The organism is Chitinivorax tropicus (assembly GCF_014202905.1).
Lineage (GTDB): Bacteria > Pseudomonadota > Gammaproteobacteria > Burkholderiales > SCOH01 > Chitinivorax > Chitinivorax tropicus.
In genome coordinates this window covers 66,336-85,392 of sequence record NZ_JACHHY010000011.1, presented here as the reverse complement: position 1 = coordinate 85,392, position 19,057 = coordinate 66,336, and the positions used below count along the sequence as shown (strand labels likewise).

General features: G+C 57.9%; 11 protein-coding genes and 1 pseudogene. 4 read left to right on the top strand and 8 right to left on the bottom strand.

All coding sequences use genetic code 11. The features are described from left to right. Positions 1-28: 28 nt before the first annotated feature. On the top strand, positions 29-2,041 hold the full coding sequence (locus HNQ59_RS10045) for a methyl-accepting chemotaxis protein (RefSeq protein ID WP_184038580.1): 2,013 nt from the start codon (positions 29-31) through the stop codon (positions 2,039-2,041). Between the two features lie 465 nt (positions 2,042-2,506). Continuing rightward, positions 2,507-3,604: a 3-deoxy-7-phosphoheptulonate synthase gene (locus tag HNQ59_RS10040; protein ID WP_184038578.1), complete on the top strand. Its 1,098-nt coding sequence runs from the start codon at positions 2,507-2,509 to the stop codon at positions 3,602-3,604. A 90-nt stretch (positions 3,605-3,694) separates the two neighbouring features. Here the strand turns inward: HNQ59_RS10040 and HNQ59_RS10035 are convergent, their stop codons facing one another. Both HNQ59_RS10035 and hrpA read right to left on the bottom strand, forming a co-directional pair. Next, the gene (locus HNQ59_RS10035) at positions 3,695-4,987 is read right to left on the bottom strand and encodes an EAL and HDOD domain-containing protein (RefSeq protein WP_184038575.1); all 1,293 of its coding nucleotides are present in this window, start codon (positions 4,985-4,987) and stop codon (positions 3,695-3,697) included. 279 nt (positions 4,988-5,266) lie between these two features. Continuing rightward, positions 5,267-9,132 (bottom strand): annotated as a pseudogene (gene hrpA, locus HNQ59_RS10030) (ATP-dependent RNA helicase HrpA). 213 nt (positions 9,133-9,345) lie between these two features. Between hrpA and HNQ59_RS10025 the strand changes: the two are divergent. Then, entirely contained in the window at positions 9,346-10,101 is a 756-nt protein-coding gene (locus HNQ59_RS10025; RefSeq protein WP_184038573.1) for an alpha/beta fold hydrolase, read from the top strand. Between the two features lie 46 nt (positions 10,102-10,147). On the opposite strand, the gene HNQ59_RS10020 is transcribed toward HNQ59_RS10025, so the two are convergent. The 6 genes from HNQ59_RS10020 to HNQ59_RS09995 form a co-directional block, all read right to left on the bottom strand. Continuing rightward, positions 10,148-11,425, bottom strand: coding sequence for an O-acetylhomoserine aminocarboxypropyltransferase/cysteine synthase family protein (locus tag HNQ59_RS10020; protein ID WP_184038570.1), 1,278 nt, complete (start codon positions 11,423-11,425; stop codon positions 10,148-10,150). 111 nt (positions 11,426-11,536) lie between these two features. Continuing rightward, entirely contained in the window at positions 11,537-12,541 is a 1,005-nt protein-coding gene (locus HNQ59_RS10015) for a sulfate ABC transporter substrate-binding protein (protein WP_184038568.1), read from the bottom strand. 216 nt (positions 12,542-12,757) lie between these two features. Beyond that, positions 12,758-14,023, bottom strand: a complete 1,266-nt coding sequence (aroQ, locus tag HNQ59_RS20005; protein ID WP_184038565.1) for a gamma subclass chorismate mutase AroQ — start codon at positions 14,021-14,023, stop codon at positions 12,758-12,760. Between the two features lie 188 nt (positions 14,024-14,211). After that, entirely contained in the window at positions 14,212-15,579 is a 1,368-nt protein-coding gene (locus HNQ59_RS10005; protein WP_184038562.1) for a serine/threonine-protein kinase, read from the bottom strand. Between the two features lie 82 nt (positions 15,580-15,661). Further along, on the bottom strand, positions 15,662-16,534 hold the full coding sequence (locus tag HNQ59_RS10000) for a c-type heme family protein (protein WP_184038559.1): 873 nt from the start codon (positions 16,532-16,534) through the stop codon (positions 15,662-15,664). Between the two features lie 147 nt (positions 16,535-16,681). Then, positions 16,682-17,740: a FecR family protein gene (locus HNQ59_RS09995; RefSeq protein WP_184038556.1), complete on the bottom strand. Its 1,059-nt coding sequence runs from the start codon at positions 17,738-17,740 to the stop codon at positions 16,682-16,684. 903 nt (positions 17,741-18,643) lie between these two features. On the opposite strand from HNQ59_RS09995, the gene HNQ59_RS09990 reads away from it, so the two are divergent. Continuing rightward, positions 18,644-19,033 carry a DUF4280 domain-containing protein gene (locus HNQ59_RS09990; protein ID WP_184038553.1) on the top strand — a complete coding sequence of 130 codons (390 nt, stop codon included), beginning with the start codon at positions 18,644-18,646 and terminating at the stop codon, positions 19,031-19,033. Positions 19,034-19,057 lie beyond the last annotated feature (24 nt).

Genomic DNA, 19,057 nt, shown 5'->3' with positions numbered 1-19,057 from the left:
GGCGTGCTCACTTGGAATGGGAGGCGTTATGTGGGGATTGTTGCGGCCAGCCGCCAGTTTGGCCAGTCATCTGAAATTCGGCGCAAAGTTCATGTTGGTGGGGGCGGTGCTGGGTGTGCCGTTGGTGATGTTGGCGGGCACACTTGCATTGGAATTGTTGAATGATGTCCGCCAGATCGATCAGGCACAGCAAGGTGTTGAGGTGAACCAGTCCTTGAGTCATTTGCTGATCCAGGTGCAGAAGCATCGTGGCATGACCAATGGTTTTCTGAGTGGTGATACGACGTTTGGCCCACGGATCGAGGAGAATGAGGCTGCGTTGGAAAAAAATGGCGTGGACTTGACACGGCTTGCCAATTCAACAGGTTATCAGCGTGAAATCACGGCGATTCTGTCGGAGTGGCGGTCTGTGCATCAGCAATGGCGGCAGGCGGAAATCCAACAGAATTTCCAGGCCCACACCACGCTGATCAGCAATGTGCTGAAGACCATGATGCAAATGACGGATGCCAGCGGATTGAAGGCGAATCGGGACCCGCAGGTTTATTATCTGCAGCGCTTGGCCTATGAAGACCTGATTCTGCTGGGTGAGCGCCTGGCCTTGGCGCGCGGCATGGGGACAGGGATTGCCAGCCGGAAACAGATTACGCTCGATGAGCGGATGAAAATGGCCACCCATGTCGGGATCGCACGGCATCTGTTGGCCGGCACGCAATTGCAATTGGCGCTGGCCTTTGGGAATGAGCCGGCGCTTCAGGCTGTCTTGGGTGACCAAAGTGGACGCCTGCTGGCTCGCATTGGCCAGGCTGTGCAGAATGTGGAGTCGCAGCTGGTGATGGCAGAGCAGATTCAGACCGAGCCTGCGGCATATTTCGAGATGACATCTGCTGCTATTGATGAGGTGTACCAGCTGTTCAAGGTCATCGGTGGGGAGCTGGCAACCGTGCTGGCCGCTCAGGATGTGTCATCGCATCGGATGATCATCACCATTTCTGGATTGATGATTGCCCTGGCTTTATTGGTGTCATGGTTGTTTCTGGGTACCTATCGTTCTTTACAGGAAGGGGTGTCCGAACTGGGGCGGGTCTCGGCGGCGCTGTCCACGGGCGATTTGACCGTGACTGCTCGTATCACGGGGCGGGATGAGTTTCAACAGATTGGGGTGGCAGTCAATTCGGTGGCAATGTCCTGGCGCGAGCTCATCGGCCAGTTGAATCATGCTGCGGGGCAGGTGGCCCAGGCTGTGACTGAGTTGAATGACAGCGCAGAGCAGATCGCGACCAGCTCGATCCAGCAAAGCCATGCTGCTGCCAGCATGGCATCGTCGGTCCAGCAGATGACCGTGAGCATCGCTCAGGTGGCGGACAGTACATCGGATGTCGATCGCCAAGCCGAGGCGACCCAGCATCAGTCGGTGCAGATGGAGAGGGTGGTGCATGGGGCGGTGGGGGAGATCATTCAGATCGAGCAATCGGTGAATGAGACAGCGCGGACCATCGGTGAGCTTAGAGAGAGTGCCACTGAGATTTCCAATATAGTCGGTGTGATCAAGGACATTGCCGATCAGACCAATCTGCTTGCTTTGAATGCGGCAATAGAAAGTGCGCGGGCTGGCGAGGCAGGCCGTGGTTTTGCGGTGGTGGCGGATGAGGTGCGCACATTGGCAGCACGGACATCCGAGGCAACCCAGCAGATCGAAAGAATGATTCAAGATGTGCAGCGGAAGACCTATCGGGCTGTCGATGTGATGCAGGCTGGTCACCAGCGGGTCGGCAATGGCGTGCAGCTGGTCAGAAATGTCGGTGATGCAGTCGAGGAGATCCGCAGGACAATCAGCCAGGCCAAATCGATGATCGACGACATCACCTGTTCGACAACCGAGCAGCGGGCAGCCAGCACATTGATTGCGCAAAATGTCGAGAAGGTGGCGCAGATGGCCGAGCAGAATGCAGCAGCGGTGCAGAGTACGCTGCATGTGTCTCAGCGCCTGCATGATGAGGCGAATGGCCTGCAACAATCGCTACGCGCATTCAAACTGTGAAACAGCTGTGTGCTGTAGTCGTGGCCAGCAGATTACCGGTGGCTGGGCTGTAGATCACAGCACATGTCATGATCTGAGCGGTATTTGCCTGGTTCTGCATGAGAATGGGACTTGATCTGGCGCAAGGTTTTGCAAAACCCGCCCATGCATGATCATGGGCGTTGTTGGTGAGGTTTCGCAATCGACGCTGGATCAGCCATTGCAGCGGAGCCCGGGCACCAGACGCCCTGGCGGTGGATATCGCAGATCGCGTCCACCTGAGTCCGCACGCTGGCTCTGTCGATGAATGAATCCCCTTGGTGGCACTTGGCATGGGTTCGATGCAAGGTGCCCACCTGATCGGCCCCGGCTTGGCATGTGATCCAGGCCGTGCCGAGCCCCACGCAACAGCATCTGGCCTGCCGTTGCCGCGAGACATACCATCCAATCCATTGCTGACTGTACTTCGCGTAGAGAATTCACCTGATGAAACGAGATCTGACCGAAACGCACACTGGTGCGCTGGGCCGGCGGGTGGTGGCGGAAGCCATGCCCAGCCCGGTCGAGCTGCGTGGACAATTACCGGGCAATGCCTGCACCGTGGCCTCTGTAGCTGAAGGCAGACGGATGCTGACTGAGATTCTGGATCGTAATGATCCACGTTGGGTGGTCATTGTCGGGCCTTGCTCGATCCATGATCCTGTTGCGGCTCTGGACTATGCCCAACGGCTGCGGCAGCTGGCCGAAGACGTATCCGATACGTTGGTGCTGGTGATGCGTGCCTATTTTGAAAAGCCACGCACCACCATAGGCTGGAAGGGCTTGATCAATGACCCGCACCTGGATGGTAGCTGTCGGATGGGCGAGGGCATGTATCTGGCGCGGGACACCTTGTTGCAGCTGGGTGGACTGGGTTTGCCGGTGGCAACAGAGGCACTGGATCTGTTTTCGATGGCCTATCTGGGTGATCTGGTCAGTTGGGCTGCCATCGGCGCACGCACTACCGAGTCCCAGCCGCACCGTGAAATGTCATCGGGCCTGCCGATGCCAGTCGGGTTCAAGAATGGCACCGATGGCAATGTCGAGGTGGCGATCCATGCCATGGGCGCGGCAGCTCGTTCACACACCTATCTCGGGATGGATGAAGATGGCCGTATGGCCATATTGCGCTCATCTGGCAACCCATTTGGGCACTTGATCCTGCGGGGCGGCGGACGGCCCAACTACGATGCGGTCAGCATCAGGCATGCCGAGCAGACCATGATCCGGCATCAGGTGCCGGCCAACATCGTGGTGGATTGTGCGCACGGCAATTCGAACAAACAGCCACAACGCCAACCGCTGGTCATGATGGATGTCGTGAGCCAGATCGAGCAAGGCAATCGTTCAATTGTCGGGGTGATGATCGAGAGCTTTCTGGAGGCGGGCAGCCAAGCCATCCAGCCGGATCGCGATCGGATGAAATATGGGTGCTCAGTGACGGATGCCTGCATCGATTGGCACACCACTGAGCAGCTGGTGCGACAGGCACATCGACGCTTGCGCCCCTTGTTGGCGCAGCGGTTTCTCCATACTGCGGCCTAGGTTTCGTTGTCGTGGTGCCGTGACTTGCGCCTGACTTGATCCAGTGCAAGTCACGAAACCAGATCAACTGAGTGTGGTCATCCCTGAGTGTCAGCTTTCCAGTTGATTGGCCCATACAATGGCCTGGACGTGATATTCATTGACCTCGTCCTCGGTCAGACCCAGCCTGGCCGCGATCATGGCCACCTCTTTGGGCGTGCCTGTCTCGCACGCCAGCGCCAGCTCAAGGAAGGGATAGTAATCCCCCTGCTCGTTGACCAGGGCGTCGATCAAGGCGTCGGGCAGCTTGAGATAGCCCAGTGCCCGATGGAGTGGCAGTTTCAACAAGATATCCAACAGCGAGAAGATACCAGTCAGGAACAGTGCGCTGCCATGCGGAGCCCCTAATATCCTGGCACCTGTCAACTCGATCAGGCGTGCGCGGATCAGGGCGCTGTCCAGCAGCGCGAATTCATCGCCGGATTCCTGATTGGCGACGAACAACAATAACGACAGCCAGCTATAGAGCTTGTCGCGCCCCAGCACCATCAGCGCCTGCTCGGCGGTCTCCACTTGTGTGCGCAGGCCGGTCAGCGGGCTGTTGACATAGCGCAGGATCTTGAACAGCAGCACCGGGTCGCGTTTGAGTGAGTCGGCAACCGCCTGCGGGTCTTCATCCTGCTTGACCTTGTTGAGCAATTCGATGATACGCAGCTTGCTGGCTTCGACCGGTTTGTCCTCCCAAGGCTCGCGGGAGGTGACAAACGGCCCTTGGAAGTATTCGATCTGCTGGCTATAGGACGAGCCGCTGAACACCGCGCTGAATTCCTCATGCACCAGGATATTCTTCACCAACAATTCCAGATGTGGACATTGGCCAAGGATGGTGTTGATGGCCTGGGCGATGTCCTGTTCAGCGGGGCGGCTCAGGTCCAGGGTCAGGTATTGCGCCAGTGCGTAATAAGTCTTGTCCTCTGGCAGCACCTTGCCGTCGAACAAGCAGGCAAAGCGAAAACCGCCTTGCCGGAGGTCGTTGACCCGGTTGAGCTGGTCAGGCGTGGCCTGCCTGAATTTGTCGATATCGATGCTGAGCACGATATGCTTGGCGGGCAGATTTTCGACCCCAGGGTCGAACAGACTGTCGAGCGTGAACAGCGAGACAAATGCTGCGCGTTTCCCCAACATGCGATCGATGCCGATCGACAACAAGTGGGCGATCAAAGCAACGTCGTAGAATTTGCTGATGGTAGGGGTCAGAATGCGGGCGCGACTGGTAATGCCTTTGTGCAGCAGGAATTCATAGGCGATGACGCGTTGCTGGCGGTTGAGGATGGCTTCGCGGCAGATGAAGGCGCGATCGTCATGCTCATCGCCATTGATTGAAACGGGGGCCTGCTCACTCATGTCTAGACCTGCTTTGTTCAATACGGCAGTGGATCGGCTGTTGGCAGCCGTTGGAATGATCGTCAGGCGCGCACCGCAGCCTCGTGCCCCAAGTCATGTGAGTCGATTGGGTTGCGAGGGGAGCATTCAAACGAATACCAGCGCACCTTCCGCCCTGATACCCCTTATCTTAGATTCTGTTTGTCAATTTAGCGAGGGCGTGTCATGCCCTCGCTTAACATCGTACCGCTATTGGCACAGCGGTTGTCAAGCCAATATGGATGCGGGTTGGCGCGGTGCTCAGCGCCCGATTTCGTCATCCCAGAATTTATTGAGCCGTTTCAATGACACCGGGAACGGTGTTTTCAATTCCTGAGCAAACAGCGAGACCTTCAGCTCCTCGATCAACCAGCGGAATTCCACCAGCTTGGGCTCGTCGAGCCCCGCTTTGCGGTTGCGCTCCAGCCTGGCCTGCAGGCGGCTCGCCAGCTCGATGATCTCGGCGCTACGTTGTTGATCGCGGCTGGGGTTGTTGCCATACTTTTCCTGCCGTACTCGCAACGCTTTCAGGTAACGCGGTAGGTGGGTCAGCTGCGCCCACGGCGTGGTGTGGAAGAAGCCTTTGTAGACCAGCTGCTGCATCTGTTCGCGCAGCTCGGGTATGGGTTTCTGTTGGCCTGTCAGCTTCAGCACATTCTGCTGGTATTCTGTGGCAATCTGGGCCAGCAGCTGCATCGCGCCTTGTGTGACCGCAGGCAGGCGGGTCTTGGCTTTTTGCCGCAGGTCGGCAAAGGCCTTGTCATTACGTGGCAGCGCTTCGTCACCGATGAATGCCCGGTCGGTGATGGCCAGCAGCACATCGTCCTTCAAATCGTCGGCATTGGCTACGGCACGCAATTGCATGGCAATCTGGGTGAAGTTCGGCAGGCCCTTCTCCAGCTGCTTCATCTGCTCCTTCAGCTCCAGCCGCAACAGGCGCCGCACGCCTTCGCGCATGGCGGTACTGGCCTCCAGCTCGGTATCGAACAAGCGGATGGCTACCGAATCACCCATGTCTTCCAACGCTGGGTAGCCTGTCAATTGCTGACGGCCTTTGCTGAAGGCGATCTTCTCGGGCAGGTCACCGAAGTCCCACTTGGTGAGGCCCTCGCGTTCGATGCTGGGGGCGTTGTCGCGGAAGGTCAGCTGCGCGGCCTGGCCCAGTTGTGTCTTGAGCTGGTTCAGGTCGCGTCCCATTGCCAGCTCGTTACGCGCATCGTCCACAATGCGGAAATTCATGAAGCAGTGCGGCGACAGGCCCTCCATGGACCAATCCGCTCGTACCACAGTCTGTTGGGTGCGTTGTCGGATATAGGTGCCAAGGGCTTCCAGCAACGGGCCATCGCCAATGGGCAGGTCGGTCAATGCGCTGGTGACGAAGTCGGGCACCGGCACACAATGCCGGCGCAAGGTTTTGGGCAGCGATTTGATCAGGCTGGTCAGTTTCTCCCGCAGCATGCCAGGCACCAGCCAATCGAATTGCTCGGGCTCCAGCTGGTTCAGCAGGGCGAGCGGGACGGTGACCGTGACGCCGTCCAGCGAGTGGCCGGGCTCGAAGCGGTATTTCAATGGCAGCTTGACCCCCGCGACAGTCATCTGCTCGGGGTACAGGTCGGCGGTGACTTGATCAGCACCATGTCGCATCAGCTTGTCGCGGGTCATCCACAGAATTTTCGGTTGCTGCTTCTCTGCTTGTTCGCGCCAGCTTTCAAAGCTGGCAGCGTTACAGATATCCTGTGGAATGATGGCATCGTAGAACTCGACAATGGCCTGCTCATCGACCAACACATCTGGGCGACGGGATTTGTGTTCGAGTTGTTCGATGTCACGCACCAAGTCACGGTTGTGCTGATAGAAACCACCACGGGTGGTGAACTGGAAGGTTGCCAGCGCCTCACGGATGAAGATCTCACGGGCTTCCTGTGGGTTCACCCGGCCATAGGAGACAGTACGGCGTGGCACGATGGGCAGGCCATACAGGGTGACCCGCTCCCAGGCGACCACTTCGCCGCGATCCTTTTCCCAGTGCGGCTCGTAGAAATGGCTCTTGCAGATGGTCTTGGCAATCGGCTCGACCCATTCCGGCTCGATCTTGGCGACACAGCGCGCATAGAGCTTGGTTGTCTCGACCAGCTCGCTGGTCAATACCCACTTGGGGCGGGATTTCTTCAGGCCCGAGCCGGGGAAGATCGAGAACTTGATACCACGCGCACCAAGATATTGGTCGTCTTCCGCCTGTTTCATGCCCAGGTTGCCTAGCAGGCCGGACATCAAGGCTCGATGGATCTGTTCATAGGTGGCTGGGGTCTCGTTCACCCGCAGCCCCATCTCACCGACAATGCTGGCCAGTTGGGCGTGCAGCTCGCGCCACTCGCGTAATCGCAGATGTGACAGGTACAGATCGTGGCATTGGTTGATCAGCTGCTTGTTGGATTTCTTGTGCTTGATGGCGTCGTCGAAAAAATCCCATAGCTTCAGATAGCTCAGAAAATCCGAGCGCTCATCGACAAAGCGGGCCTGGGCTCGATCCACTGCTTCGCGCGCCTCATAGGGGCGCTCGCGCGGGTCTTGGATCGACAGCCCGGAGGCAATGGTCAGGATCTCGGTCAAGCACTGTTCGTCACGCCCGGCCAGCAGCATGCGGCCAATTTTCGGGTCAACTGGCAGTTTGGCCAGCTCCAGGCCCAGCGTCGTCAGTTGGCGGCGCTCATCCACCGCGCCCAGTTCCTGCAGATGCTGGTAGCCATCGGCAATCTGGCGCGAGGAGGGGGCCTCGATAAAGGGGAAAGCCTCGACATCACCCAGGTGCAGCGCACTCATCCGTAAAATGACGTTGGCCAGCGAGGAGCGCAGGATTTCCGGGTCGGTGAAGGGCGGGCGTTGAAATCGGCTTCATCATACAGGCGCACGCAGATGCCCTCGGCCACCCGGCCACAGCGGCCTGCACGTTGCCTGGCCGAGGCCTGGCTGATCTTCTCGATCTGCAGCTGAGTGACCTTGGCACGTGCGCTGTAACGGTTCACCCGTGCCAAGCCGGTGTCGATCACGTAGCGGATGCCGGGGACGGTCAGGGAGGTTTCAGCGACGTTGGTCGCCAACACCACCCGCCGTTGACCGCTGGGCCGGAAGACTCGTTGCTGGTCTTCGATCGACAGGCGTGCAAACAGCGGCAGGATCTCGACCCCGCGCAGCTGGTGCTTGCGCAGATGCTCAGCGGTGTCGCGGATCTCCCGCTCGCCGGGCAGGAACACCAGAATGTCACCCTGGCCTTCACGCATCAGCTCATCCACAGCATCGACAATCGCTTCTTCCATGTCCTCTTCGCGATCGTCTTCGTCCTTGGTCTGTAAGGGGCGATAGCGGACTTCGACCGGATAGGTACGACCAGACACCTCGATCACCGGTGCGCCATTGAAATGACGGCTGAAGCGTTCTGCGTCGATGGTGGCTGAGGTGACGATGACTTTCAGATCGGGCCGCTTGGGCAGCAGTTGCTTCAAAAAGCCCAACAGGAAATCGATGTTCAGGCTGCGCTCATGCGCCTCGTCGATGATGATGGTGTCGTAGGCGTTCAGATAACGATCGCCCTGACTTTCCGCCAGCAGAATGCCATCGGTCATCAGTTTCACATGATTGCGTTCGCTGATCTTGTCGTTGAAACGTACCTTGTAGCCCACCACCTCGCCCAATGGGCTGTTGAGCTCTTGCGCCAGGCGGGCAGCCACCGAGCGTGCCGCGATCCGGCGGGGTTGCGTGTGGCCGATCAGCCCTGCCGCGCCGCGCCCCAGGTCCAGGCAGATCTTTGGTAATTGTGTGGTTTTACCCGAGCCGGTTTCACCGCAGACAATGACAACCTGATGCTTGGCAATGGCTTCGCTCAATACCTCACGTCTCTGGTTGACCGGCAGCGCCGTATCGAAGGTCGGCTTGGGGAGGGCCGCCAAGCGCGCTGCCAGCCTGGTGGCCGACTGGGTCAACATGCTCTCGATGTCGGCCAGGGCTTTATCGCTGGGTTTGCCTTGTTTCAGACGTTCTTCCAGCTGGCGCAGGCGGCGTTTGATCGGCTGACGGTCGATCAGGCAACTTTGGGAAAGGCGTTGGTAGAGCGGGCGCAGTGCGGCGTGCATGGGTGAATCGTCGAATCAGAAAGCAAGAGAACCGCGCATCGTAGCATATTCGCCGCATTCGCGATGCAATGGGATCAGATCATGCCTTGCATCAATTGAGAGTGGGTATCTACGTGCTGGATTGCGGATGAAGGAATGCAAAGTGGCGGGTGTTATGCTTGATGGCATCGTTGATGGTGTTGGCTGGAGCCGGTTGTGTGGCCAGGAGGGCCTGTGAAGAAGATCAGATTTGAGCAGAATTTGCACTTTTACCACGATGCGATCCCTGACACCTTGGGATTGGGCTATGCGGGTGCCAATGGCATGGTGTTTCAGCACCTTGCCCGCCTGCTGGCGCCAGATCATGTACTGGCCGAATGGGTGCTGCCGCTGCGTGGTCGGCGGTTGACCGATGCGCCGGCTGGCAGCATCGACCAACTCTGCACCGAGGCCGCCATGGCAACGGCGGGTTGGCCAACCCCTCCAGTTTTGATTGGCTACAGCTTTGGTGGGCTATTGGCTTATGAGCTGGCTTGTCAGCTGACCCGGGCAGGCCGCCCGCCGCGTGGGCTGGTGATCTGTGCATCGAATGCCCCGCATTGTCTACCGCCTTCGCGCAATGTGCATCAGATGGACCTGCAAGGCGTGCGTCAGCATCTGATTCGAATGGGCGGCACACCGGCGGCGTTGCTGGGTGATGATGACATGTTGGCGTTTCTCGCCCGACCGGTTCAACACGATTATCGTTTGCTGGAAACCTACCGCTGGCCGGGGCATCCGCCGTTACCCTGCCCGATCCAGGTCATTGCCGGTGATCAGGACCCGTTTACCGATAAGGCGGGCTTGCAGGCGTGGCAAGCGATGACCGAGGCACGATTTGATCTGACCTGGCTGCCAGCTGGGCATTTCTTTCTGAATACACATGAGGCCGAAACCGGTGCGGCGATCAAGCAGGCACTGTCCATGGTGAATGATGCATTGACGGCGTGAGCTGCAGGCGGGGCCTGCAGCTACCGAGGCGGGCGACTGGAAGCGGTCAGCCTCGTGCGTGGGTCAGGGCTTGGTCGATGTCTGCCAGCAGGTCATCGATATGTTCGATACCAATCGACAGGCGCACCATGTCCGGGCTGACTCCGGCTTTCTTCAACTCATCGGGCGAGAGCTGGCGGTGCGTTGTGGTGGCCGGGTGGCAGGCCAGCGACTTGGCGTCACCGATATTCACCAGACGGGTGATCAGCTGCAGCGCATCGATGAAGCGGCCTCCGGCCTCGGCCCCGCCTTGGATGCCAAAGCTGAGGATGCCCGATGCCTGACCATTCAGATAACGATCGACCAAGGGTCGGGAGGGGGTGTCTGGCAACGCGGCGTATTGTACCCAGGCTACGTCCGGGTGGCGTTGCAGGTGCTGGGCGACCGCCAGGGTATTGGCATTGATGCGATCCATACGCAGGGCCAGGGTTTCGATCCCTTGCAGGATCAGGAAGCTGTTGAATGGGCTGATCGCCGCGCCCATATTACGCAGGGGCACGACGCGCGCCCGACCGATATAGGCGGCGGGGCCGAGGGCTTCGGTATAGACCACGCCGTGGTAGCTGACATCCGGCTCGTTGAGGCGCTTGAAGCGCTGTTTATGCGATGCCCACGGGAACTTGCCCGAGTCAACGATGGCACCCCCGATGCTGTTACCGTGGCCGCCCAGGTATTTGGTCAGAGAGTGTACGACGATGTCCGCACCATGTTCGAATGGGCGACACATATATGGGGTGGCCACTGTATTGTCGATGATCAGCGGAATGCCATGGCGATGGGCGATCTCGGCCAGCGCACCGATATCGACCACATTGCCAAGCGGGTTGCCGATCGATTCGGCATAGATGGCTTTGGTCTGGTCGTCGATCAGCCTTTCGAAGCTTGCAGGCTCGCGATAATCAGCAAATCGTGTCTGGATGCCATATTGCGGCAAAGTGTGCGCCAGCAGGTTGTAGGTGCCCCCATACAAGGTACTGGTGGCGATGATGTTATCGCCGCTTTCGGCAATGGTCAGAATCGCATAGGTGATGGCGGCCTGGCCCGATGCCAATGCCAGTGCGCCCACTCCACCTTCCAACGCCGCCAGGCGCTTTTCCAGTACATCGGTGGTCGGGTTCATGATGCGGGTATAGATATTGCCCTGCACTTTCAGATCGAACAGATCTGCACCGTGCTGGGTGCTGTCAAAAGCGTAACTGGTAGTCTGGTAGATCGGTACGGCGACGGCTTTGGTGGTGGGGTCGGGGGAGTAGCCGCCATGTACGGCCAGCGTTTCGATGCGCATTGCGTCTCCTTGAGGGTGAATCAGGCGGCACTGGTGGGTGCCGCCCGTAGCATGTCATACAGGAAGGAATCCAGGTCGATTCCGCTTCATCATGCCATAAACCCAGGCTGATTATCGGATGCCATAGATCTGGTCGAACACCCCGCCATCGCTGAAGTGGGTCTTCTGCGCTTTTTGCCATCCGCCGAACACCTCGTCGATCTTGAACAGGTTCAGTTTCGGGAACTGTTTGGCGTATTTCTCCGCGACTCGGGCGTCAACGGGGCGGTAGTGGTTCTGGGCGATGATTTCCTGGCCCACCGGGCTGTATAGGTACGTCAGATAGGCTTGGGCTGCGGCTGCGGTGCCATGTTTGGCCGCATGTTTGTCAACCACGGCGATCGGGGGCTCAGCCAAGATCGACAACGACGGCGCGACAATATCGAATTTGTCCGGCCCCAATTCCTTGATGGCCAATAATGCCTCATTCTCCCAGGCCAGCAACACATCACCGATGCCGCGCTCGACAAAAGTCGTGGTGGCGCCCCGTGCGCCGGAATCCAGTACCGGGACGTTTTTGTATAGCTTCTGTACAAATTCGCGGGCCTTGACATCACTGCCGCCAGGCTGTTTCAGGGCGTACCCCCAGGCTGCCAGATAGTTCCAGCGCGCCCCGCCAGAGGTTTTGGGGTTGGGGGTGATGACCTGGATACCTGGCTTGACCAGATCTTGCCAGTCCTTGATTCCTTTCGGGTTGCCCTTGCGAACCAGAAACACAATGGTCGAGGTGTATGGGCTGGCATTGTGCGGCAGGCGTTTCTGCCAATCTGCATCCAGCAGCTTGCCTCGTGCGGCGATCTCGTCGATGTCATAGGCCAGCGCCAGGGTCACCACATCGGCCTCCAGCCCGTCGATGACAGCGCGAGCCTGCTTACCCGAGCCGCCATGGCTGGTTTTGACCGACACATCATCCCCTGTCTTCTGTTTGTAGTATTGGGCAAAGGCCTTGTTATAGTCCTGATACAGCTCGCGTGTCGGGTCATAGGAGACATTCAATAGCGAAATGCTTGCCGCCAGGGTGGTATGGCTGACAACCGTTGCAGCCAACGCCAGGGAGATGAGTAGATGACGCGCCATGATTTCCTCTCTGCTGTGTTTGATGCCCGACCCCGCCAGATGGCGCGGCTGAGCTTGATCTGGGCTGAGTCTAGAGGAGATCTTATATTTCAAAAAATAATATAAATTTATTTTTATATAAAAAATGGATATATTGGATTGGCGGCTCCCGCGCCCGAATCGATGCAGACAGACAAACCGGGCGGCAGATGCGGCTGTCTGTCTGCGGATACCTGATCAGGGGCGTGGGTTGAGTAAGGGCGCGGAAGCAGTCTTGGCGGCTTCGCCCCATTGGGTTTGTGGAATCCAGCGCTGTGCGGTGGACTCGATCAGCGGTTGGCGGGCCGGGTCAGCCAGGGTGGTTTGATTGCGGGCCAGGGCATCGATCAATTGGCTGGTCAATGCATCCAAGCGGGGGCGGATCTCGGTTTTCAGGTCTGGTATGTCTTCGAACCGGCTTGCCTGTTGCTGCCGCCAGCTATCAGTCAATTGGTGTTGCACCATTTTGGCGGCCTCGATCTGCGCTTTGAAAAAGGCGGTTGCCAGCGATGGGGAGACTTTCGCTGCTTCCGCCTGTTTCACCAGATCAGCCAGAATGGTCTTTTCCCGCGCCAGGTCTTCGATGGCTGACTGCTCGTTCCATTTGTATCGTGCAACATCTGGCATCAGCTTCAGCCGCTCATTCATCAGCGCAAGCAAGGTGTCGAGGTCATTTTGCGGCGCTTGGGTCAGCCAGGGCCAGCTCAGCCAGCGTGTTTGCAACCGATCCAGGGTGCCGCGTGCCTGGGCTTGATGCAGGAATTGATCGACCCAGGCCTTCCATCGGAAATCGTTCGGCAGCAACAGGGCTTTTTCTGAATAGGTGAAGGGCTGGTTGGGATGGATGGCACACAGCGCTGGACGCAGCTTGGCTTGCAGGCGGGTTTCAATGGCATCGGTCATCATCACGTCCGCCTTGCCTGATGCGATCTGCTCAAAGATGGTCGTATTGTCCGGGTAAACCGTCAGACGGGCGTGGTGTAGATGAGACCGGGCGAATTTCTCATTGGTGCCGCCTGGGTTGACGATTACATTCACGCCCGGCTGGTCAATCTGAGCAAGTGTCTGGAAGCGTTGTGCATCTGTGCAACGGGTGATGGGGGTTTTGCCATCCTTGAGATAGGGAATGGAAAACAGGGCTTTTTTCTGGCGCTCCAGATTGATCGACACGCCACTCATGACGATATCGAATTTGCCGGCTTCGTAATCAGCCATCAGCTGCGGCCAGCTGGTGGGGACCCACTCCAACTTGACGCCCAGCTCCCGTGCCAGTTGGCGGCCCAGGTCGATGTCCAGCCCCTCATATTCGTGCGTCACCGGGTTTTTGTAGCTGAAGGGCTGATAATCACCTGTGGTGGCGATCCGCACTGTGCCGCGCGCCAGGATGTCTGCCAGACGGTCCTCGGCGGCCATCGCGGGCGTGGCCAGGCTGATCAAGATGGACAAGGTGAGGTGCGATTTCATGGGCTTCCTTCTGGGGCGATTCAGGTTTGAAAGCAGGCTTTGACCACCGCTTACGCTGACTGTTCGTCGCCTCCGTCAGGATTGCGCACCAGCCTGGCCTGATGCTCACACTTGTCGCATCGGTCGCGTTGCCACAAGGCCCGGTCACACCGTCCGGGCCATGGAATCAGCCAATGAAACAGGAAAGATCATTTGCCGGTGGGCGTGGCGATCTCTTTCATGAACCGTTCGCGTTCTTGTGGGTTGGTGATGTTTTCCGCAAGTTGCCTGTGGTAATCCTGCAAACCGTCTGATTTGCTGGCCTGCTTCTTGGCCAGTATTTTGGCGATGGGGCCGATGTAAGGCGCAAGCAGTCTGGCGGCGCGATCGATGGCATCTTGGGAAATCACTTCCCGGGCGATATGACTGCCTGAAAGTGAGGTGCCGGTGATTTGGGTCAGCGTGGTGCGGGTGTTGAGGAACTCTGTGCGGTCGGTGGCCTGCTCGATTTCTTGCGCCAGGCGTTGATAGAGTTCATCGATATTGTTGGTCAGCTTGGCAGCCTTGCGAACCATGATTTTGGCAAAAGGCCCCATGATCCTGGCCAGGCGGCCTTCCACTTCTTTCAGCAGATTGGCATCCCAATGCGAAGGGGGCATGCTGGTGCTGCTGTTGTCGGTACTGGGCGGGGCGACGGGTGCGGGCCGGTGGATGATGGTTTCCTCCGACAGCGCCACCATGGCCGGTGCGCGGTGGGCTTGTAAAATGGCGTCGTAGAATTCCTTGGCAGTCTGGAAGCGCTCTTCCGGCTGTTTGGCCAGTGCTTTCATGATGGCCGCGTCGAAATGACCGATATGTCGATCTGGCGCCACAGCAGAGGGCAGGGCAGGCTGCTCGTGGCAGACTTTGTAGATCACTGCGTCACTGGCTCCGGTAAAGGGTTTTTCACCGGTCAGCAATTGATAGAACACCACTGCGACGGAGAACAGGTCGGCACGCTGATCCACCCGTCCTTTACCCATATACTGTTCTGGCGCGATGTAGCTGGGGGTGCCCATGACCATGCCAACCTGGGTCAGCTCGGAATCACCGACCCGGGCAATGCCGAAATCAGCGATTTTCAACTTGCCATTGGTCATGATCATGATGTTGGCGGGTTTGATGTCGCGGTGGACGACCCCCTGCCCATGCGCATAACCCAGTGCGTCCAGCAGCTGGGCCATGATGCTGACCACATCGACCAGCGGGAACCGGACCCCCTGCTTGAAATAGGCATCCAGCGCGCTGCCCGCGATGTATTCCATGACGATGAAGGCAAGCTCTTCTTCTTCACCATATTCGTAGACCGCCACAATGCCAGGGTGGGACAGGCCACCCGCAGCCTGGGCCTCGTTCTTGAAGCGCATGACCAGCTGGGCTTCCTGATCGGCATCGAGCAGCTCGCGCCGGACAGTCTTGATGGCGACTGTCCGCTTGATATGTGGGTCCTGAGCCTTATAGACCACTCCCATGGCACCTTTGCCCAGCAGGCCGGTGACCTGATATTTGCCCAGATTGGTCGGAAGATTGCTGCTCATTCAATGGCCTATTCAAATCGGTTTGTTGTTTTCACATCGGGCCGGGTCAGAAGCAGGCCGGGCCGGATGCGTGAGGTGATCGTCACTCTTCCAGCAGGTTCAGGGCTTTGACCAGGCTCTTGCGCATGCGGTCGAATGACGCACCGAGTGCACTGATTTCATCCTTGCCTTTGACTGGGAACTCAGGCGCATCCAGGTTGCCGAGGCTGACCTCATCCGCGAGTTGGGATAGCTGGGTGACCGGGCGGATCACCATCTTGTAAAGCATCAGATTCAGGGCCAGGAAGATGACCAGGAACACGCTGGTCAGTGACAGCATGAACATCTGGAATGCTTGATGGGCGCGTTTTAGCGGGACATCGCTGGGTATCGTGACCACTTGCGCACCGACGATTTCATTCAGCTTCCAGCCAAAGCCATTGGCATTGCCGTATTTTTCGATCATGGTGGCGGGCGCGGCCTCGACCGTGCTGTGGCATTGCAGACAGGCGGCGCTGCCAACACGCAACGGCTGTGCCAAGTACAGGGCCTTGCCGGTTGGGGTGTCGCGCTCACCGATGACTTCTTTGACATTGTCGTTGTTGCGGAATTGGTTGACGATGTCGGCTTCCCAGTCCGTCACCCGGTTACGTGGGTTGGTCGGATTCAGCGTCGCTTCCTTGTAGCTGAATTCGGGGTAGACGTGGCGCAGCAGATTGAATGTCTCGGTGGCGGCAAACGCTGACACCGTCTGCGGCAGAAAGGTATATTTCAATTGGGTTTGCAACAGCGGTGCGATCTGCGCTGAGGTGTAGCTGCGCGTGGCCAGCGTCGATTGCATGATGATCCGTGCATTCTGCAGGATCTCTTCCCGCGCATTTTTCTGCAACAAGTTATAGGAGATCGAACCCGCCACGCTCAAGCCCAGCAAGAACATGCTGACGAATATCAGGTTGAATTTGACGATGAGCTTCATGTTGGCAAGTCTCCGGAAAACCAGTCGGCACCGACGTGGTGCCAGGTTGATTGTAATGGACAGCGATCAGATGTGAGAGCCGGAAATCAGTAGACACCAGGGCATGTTACGGCTCTCAATCATATTGTGGACGGTTATCACTGCTTATTAATAGGGTTTTCGACGTTGTGGCCCATTGCCCTCATCCGCCTGCTTGGGCGTTGTGGAGGGCGTGCTTCGCGCGGGCGCATCAGGCGGCAGGTTGGTGGGGGTGTGCGGTGGCGGTGCGGCTTTGACCGGTACCGGCGCGGGCGAGATTTCCACGGGCGGACTGGTCGCAGGGTTGTTCGTCACCGGCGCTGTTTTGGTTGGCTCACGATGAGCGGTGGGCTTGATGGGCGTCGCTGAGGGGGCGGGTTTGGGTGGTGCCAGCAGCTTTTCCCATTCCGGCAGCTTTGACGCTTGTTCCATCATCTGCGCCTTGAAGCCGGCATCGCTCAGGCGGGGCTTCCAGGCTGTCACAAAACCCTTGCGGATAGATAGTGGCGCCTGCAGCCAGGGGCTGATGTCCTCGACGCCGATCTCCCCCAGCTTGTTAGGGCTGATCTTGCTGTGCGCGTATTTCTCCAGACGTGACCTGGGGTCATCCAGAAAAACAGCGGGAAGCGAGGTGATGAACGCGGAAGTCGGGCGCTGCGCCACCTGGCTTTTGCCACCAGCAGCACGACTCCAGTAGGCATTGACTGGCAGGTTCTGCTGGCTCGTGCTCTGGTCCGCCAGGATCTCGTCCAGCCTGCCACTACCGCGCTCCATGAACAGCCCACTGGAGCTGCCGATGCGGGCAACGGCGGTTGCGTTGGTGAGGGCCAATTCAAAGACCCGTGTGTTGAGCCTGACTGATGACGTCGTGCTTTTGACCTTGATGGCGCCATCCAGCAAAAACACATCGATATCCGACGCCGTGGTGCCGGGCTGCAACAGCGCTTTGCTCTGTGGGCCAAGCAATAAGGTGGTGCCATTGGTGAATTCGAGCTGCACAAAGCCTTTGCCTGCCAGCTCGACAATGTCATTGCCTTCCAGTCGCGCCCCTTCCAGCAGCTTGTATTTGGTGCTGCCGCGAATCAGCTGGCTGTCGCCTTCGAGAAATGTCAACGTGCCAATGGGGGCGGCGTATGCAGCCTGCGTGATGAGCCAGGCCATGGTCAGCCAGAGCAGCGATTTGGTCATGCGTGCTCCAGAATCAACGAAGGTGGCGTGGTGTGGCGGGCCAAATACATGATGAGGCCGTGTGTATTGTCTTGATGTCCAGTCATGATGTCATCCAATCCAGCCAGTAAAAATCAAATAGCGAACGGCCAGTGGTGCTGATGACATTCAGGATGCAGTCGATCCTGGTTCCAATCAGCCTGTCGCGCTGGGTTTTGAAACAGATCGGGCCAGTTGCAGACAAGCCTTGTCGGCGGCGATGTGGCTCTGGCCTGTTAGCCATATTGGCAGGGCTCAGGAACTGTTCCGGCAAGTGCTTGGTTTTTGAACGATACTAGAGAGGGTGGATAAGTGTGTCAATCTTGCTATGCAAGTTTGTTATTTTCAAACATGCGTAATTATTGAAAATATGAGAAGTGGTGATCGTTTTCTCGCAATCCACTGATCGGAATGGCCTGGGTTTCCTATCATGTCGTAGGCGGCGTGGGTGAAATGGCAAGGCTGGCATTCGGCTCTGGGTGGTGTGATGCACAACTTGACTGTTGAATTGACTCTGTTTTGATGGTTTTTTTCAATATTGCCTCAATGAACAAGTCTCGTGATCATCACCACATGGTTCGGGTGAACCGGTTTCGGGCCAGTTCCTTGGCCATATGCCGCCCGTGCCCACCGCGATGCAGCACGTTTTGTACCTCGACTTCAACCCAAGAGCCAGTCAATTCGATCCGATATTGAGTGGCAAAGCGGTGTCAACAGAAATTTTTCAAATAAATCGGGTCGAGTCAGGGAATCGTTTCACTGCTGGCTTGTCCATTACATTTTGTTGAGTCAACCGAACCCAGGCCCAAGGCCAGAGTCAGGGCAACATCAGCTGTGAAATCATGGTGATGGAACCTGGATGGTTGAGTATGCGGGAGAGGGAATATGCCAAATCAGGTTTCGATGGGTGCCCAGCTGCAATGCAGTTTTGGCATGGCGCCCTCTGCATTGATCGTGTTGCCGACTGACCAAGTGCTGGCGGAAGGGCCGCCAGCGGCGACCATCATGGATTTCAAACCCATGGTGAATATCATGCCCTTCGGCATGTGCAGCTCGCCTGCCAACCCTACTGTGGCCGCCGCCACTGCTGCGGCGTTCGGTGTGTTGACGCCCATGCCCTGTGTGCCAGCGACAGCCGCTCCCTGGATCATAGGGGCTCCAACCGTGCTGATTGGCAACAAACCGGCGCTGGACAATGTTTCCAAATGCATGTGTTCATTTGGCGGGGTGATCAGCATTACCAATCCGATGACCACCAAGACGATGATTCCTTGATGGGTCATCACGAAACAGCACAAC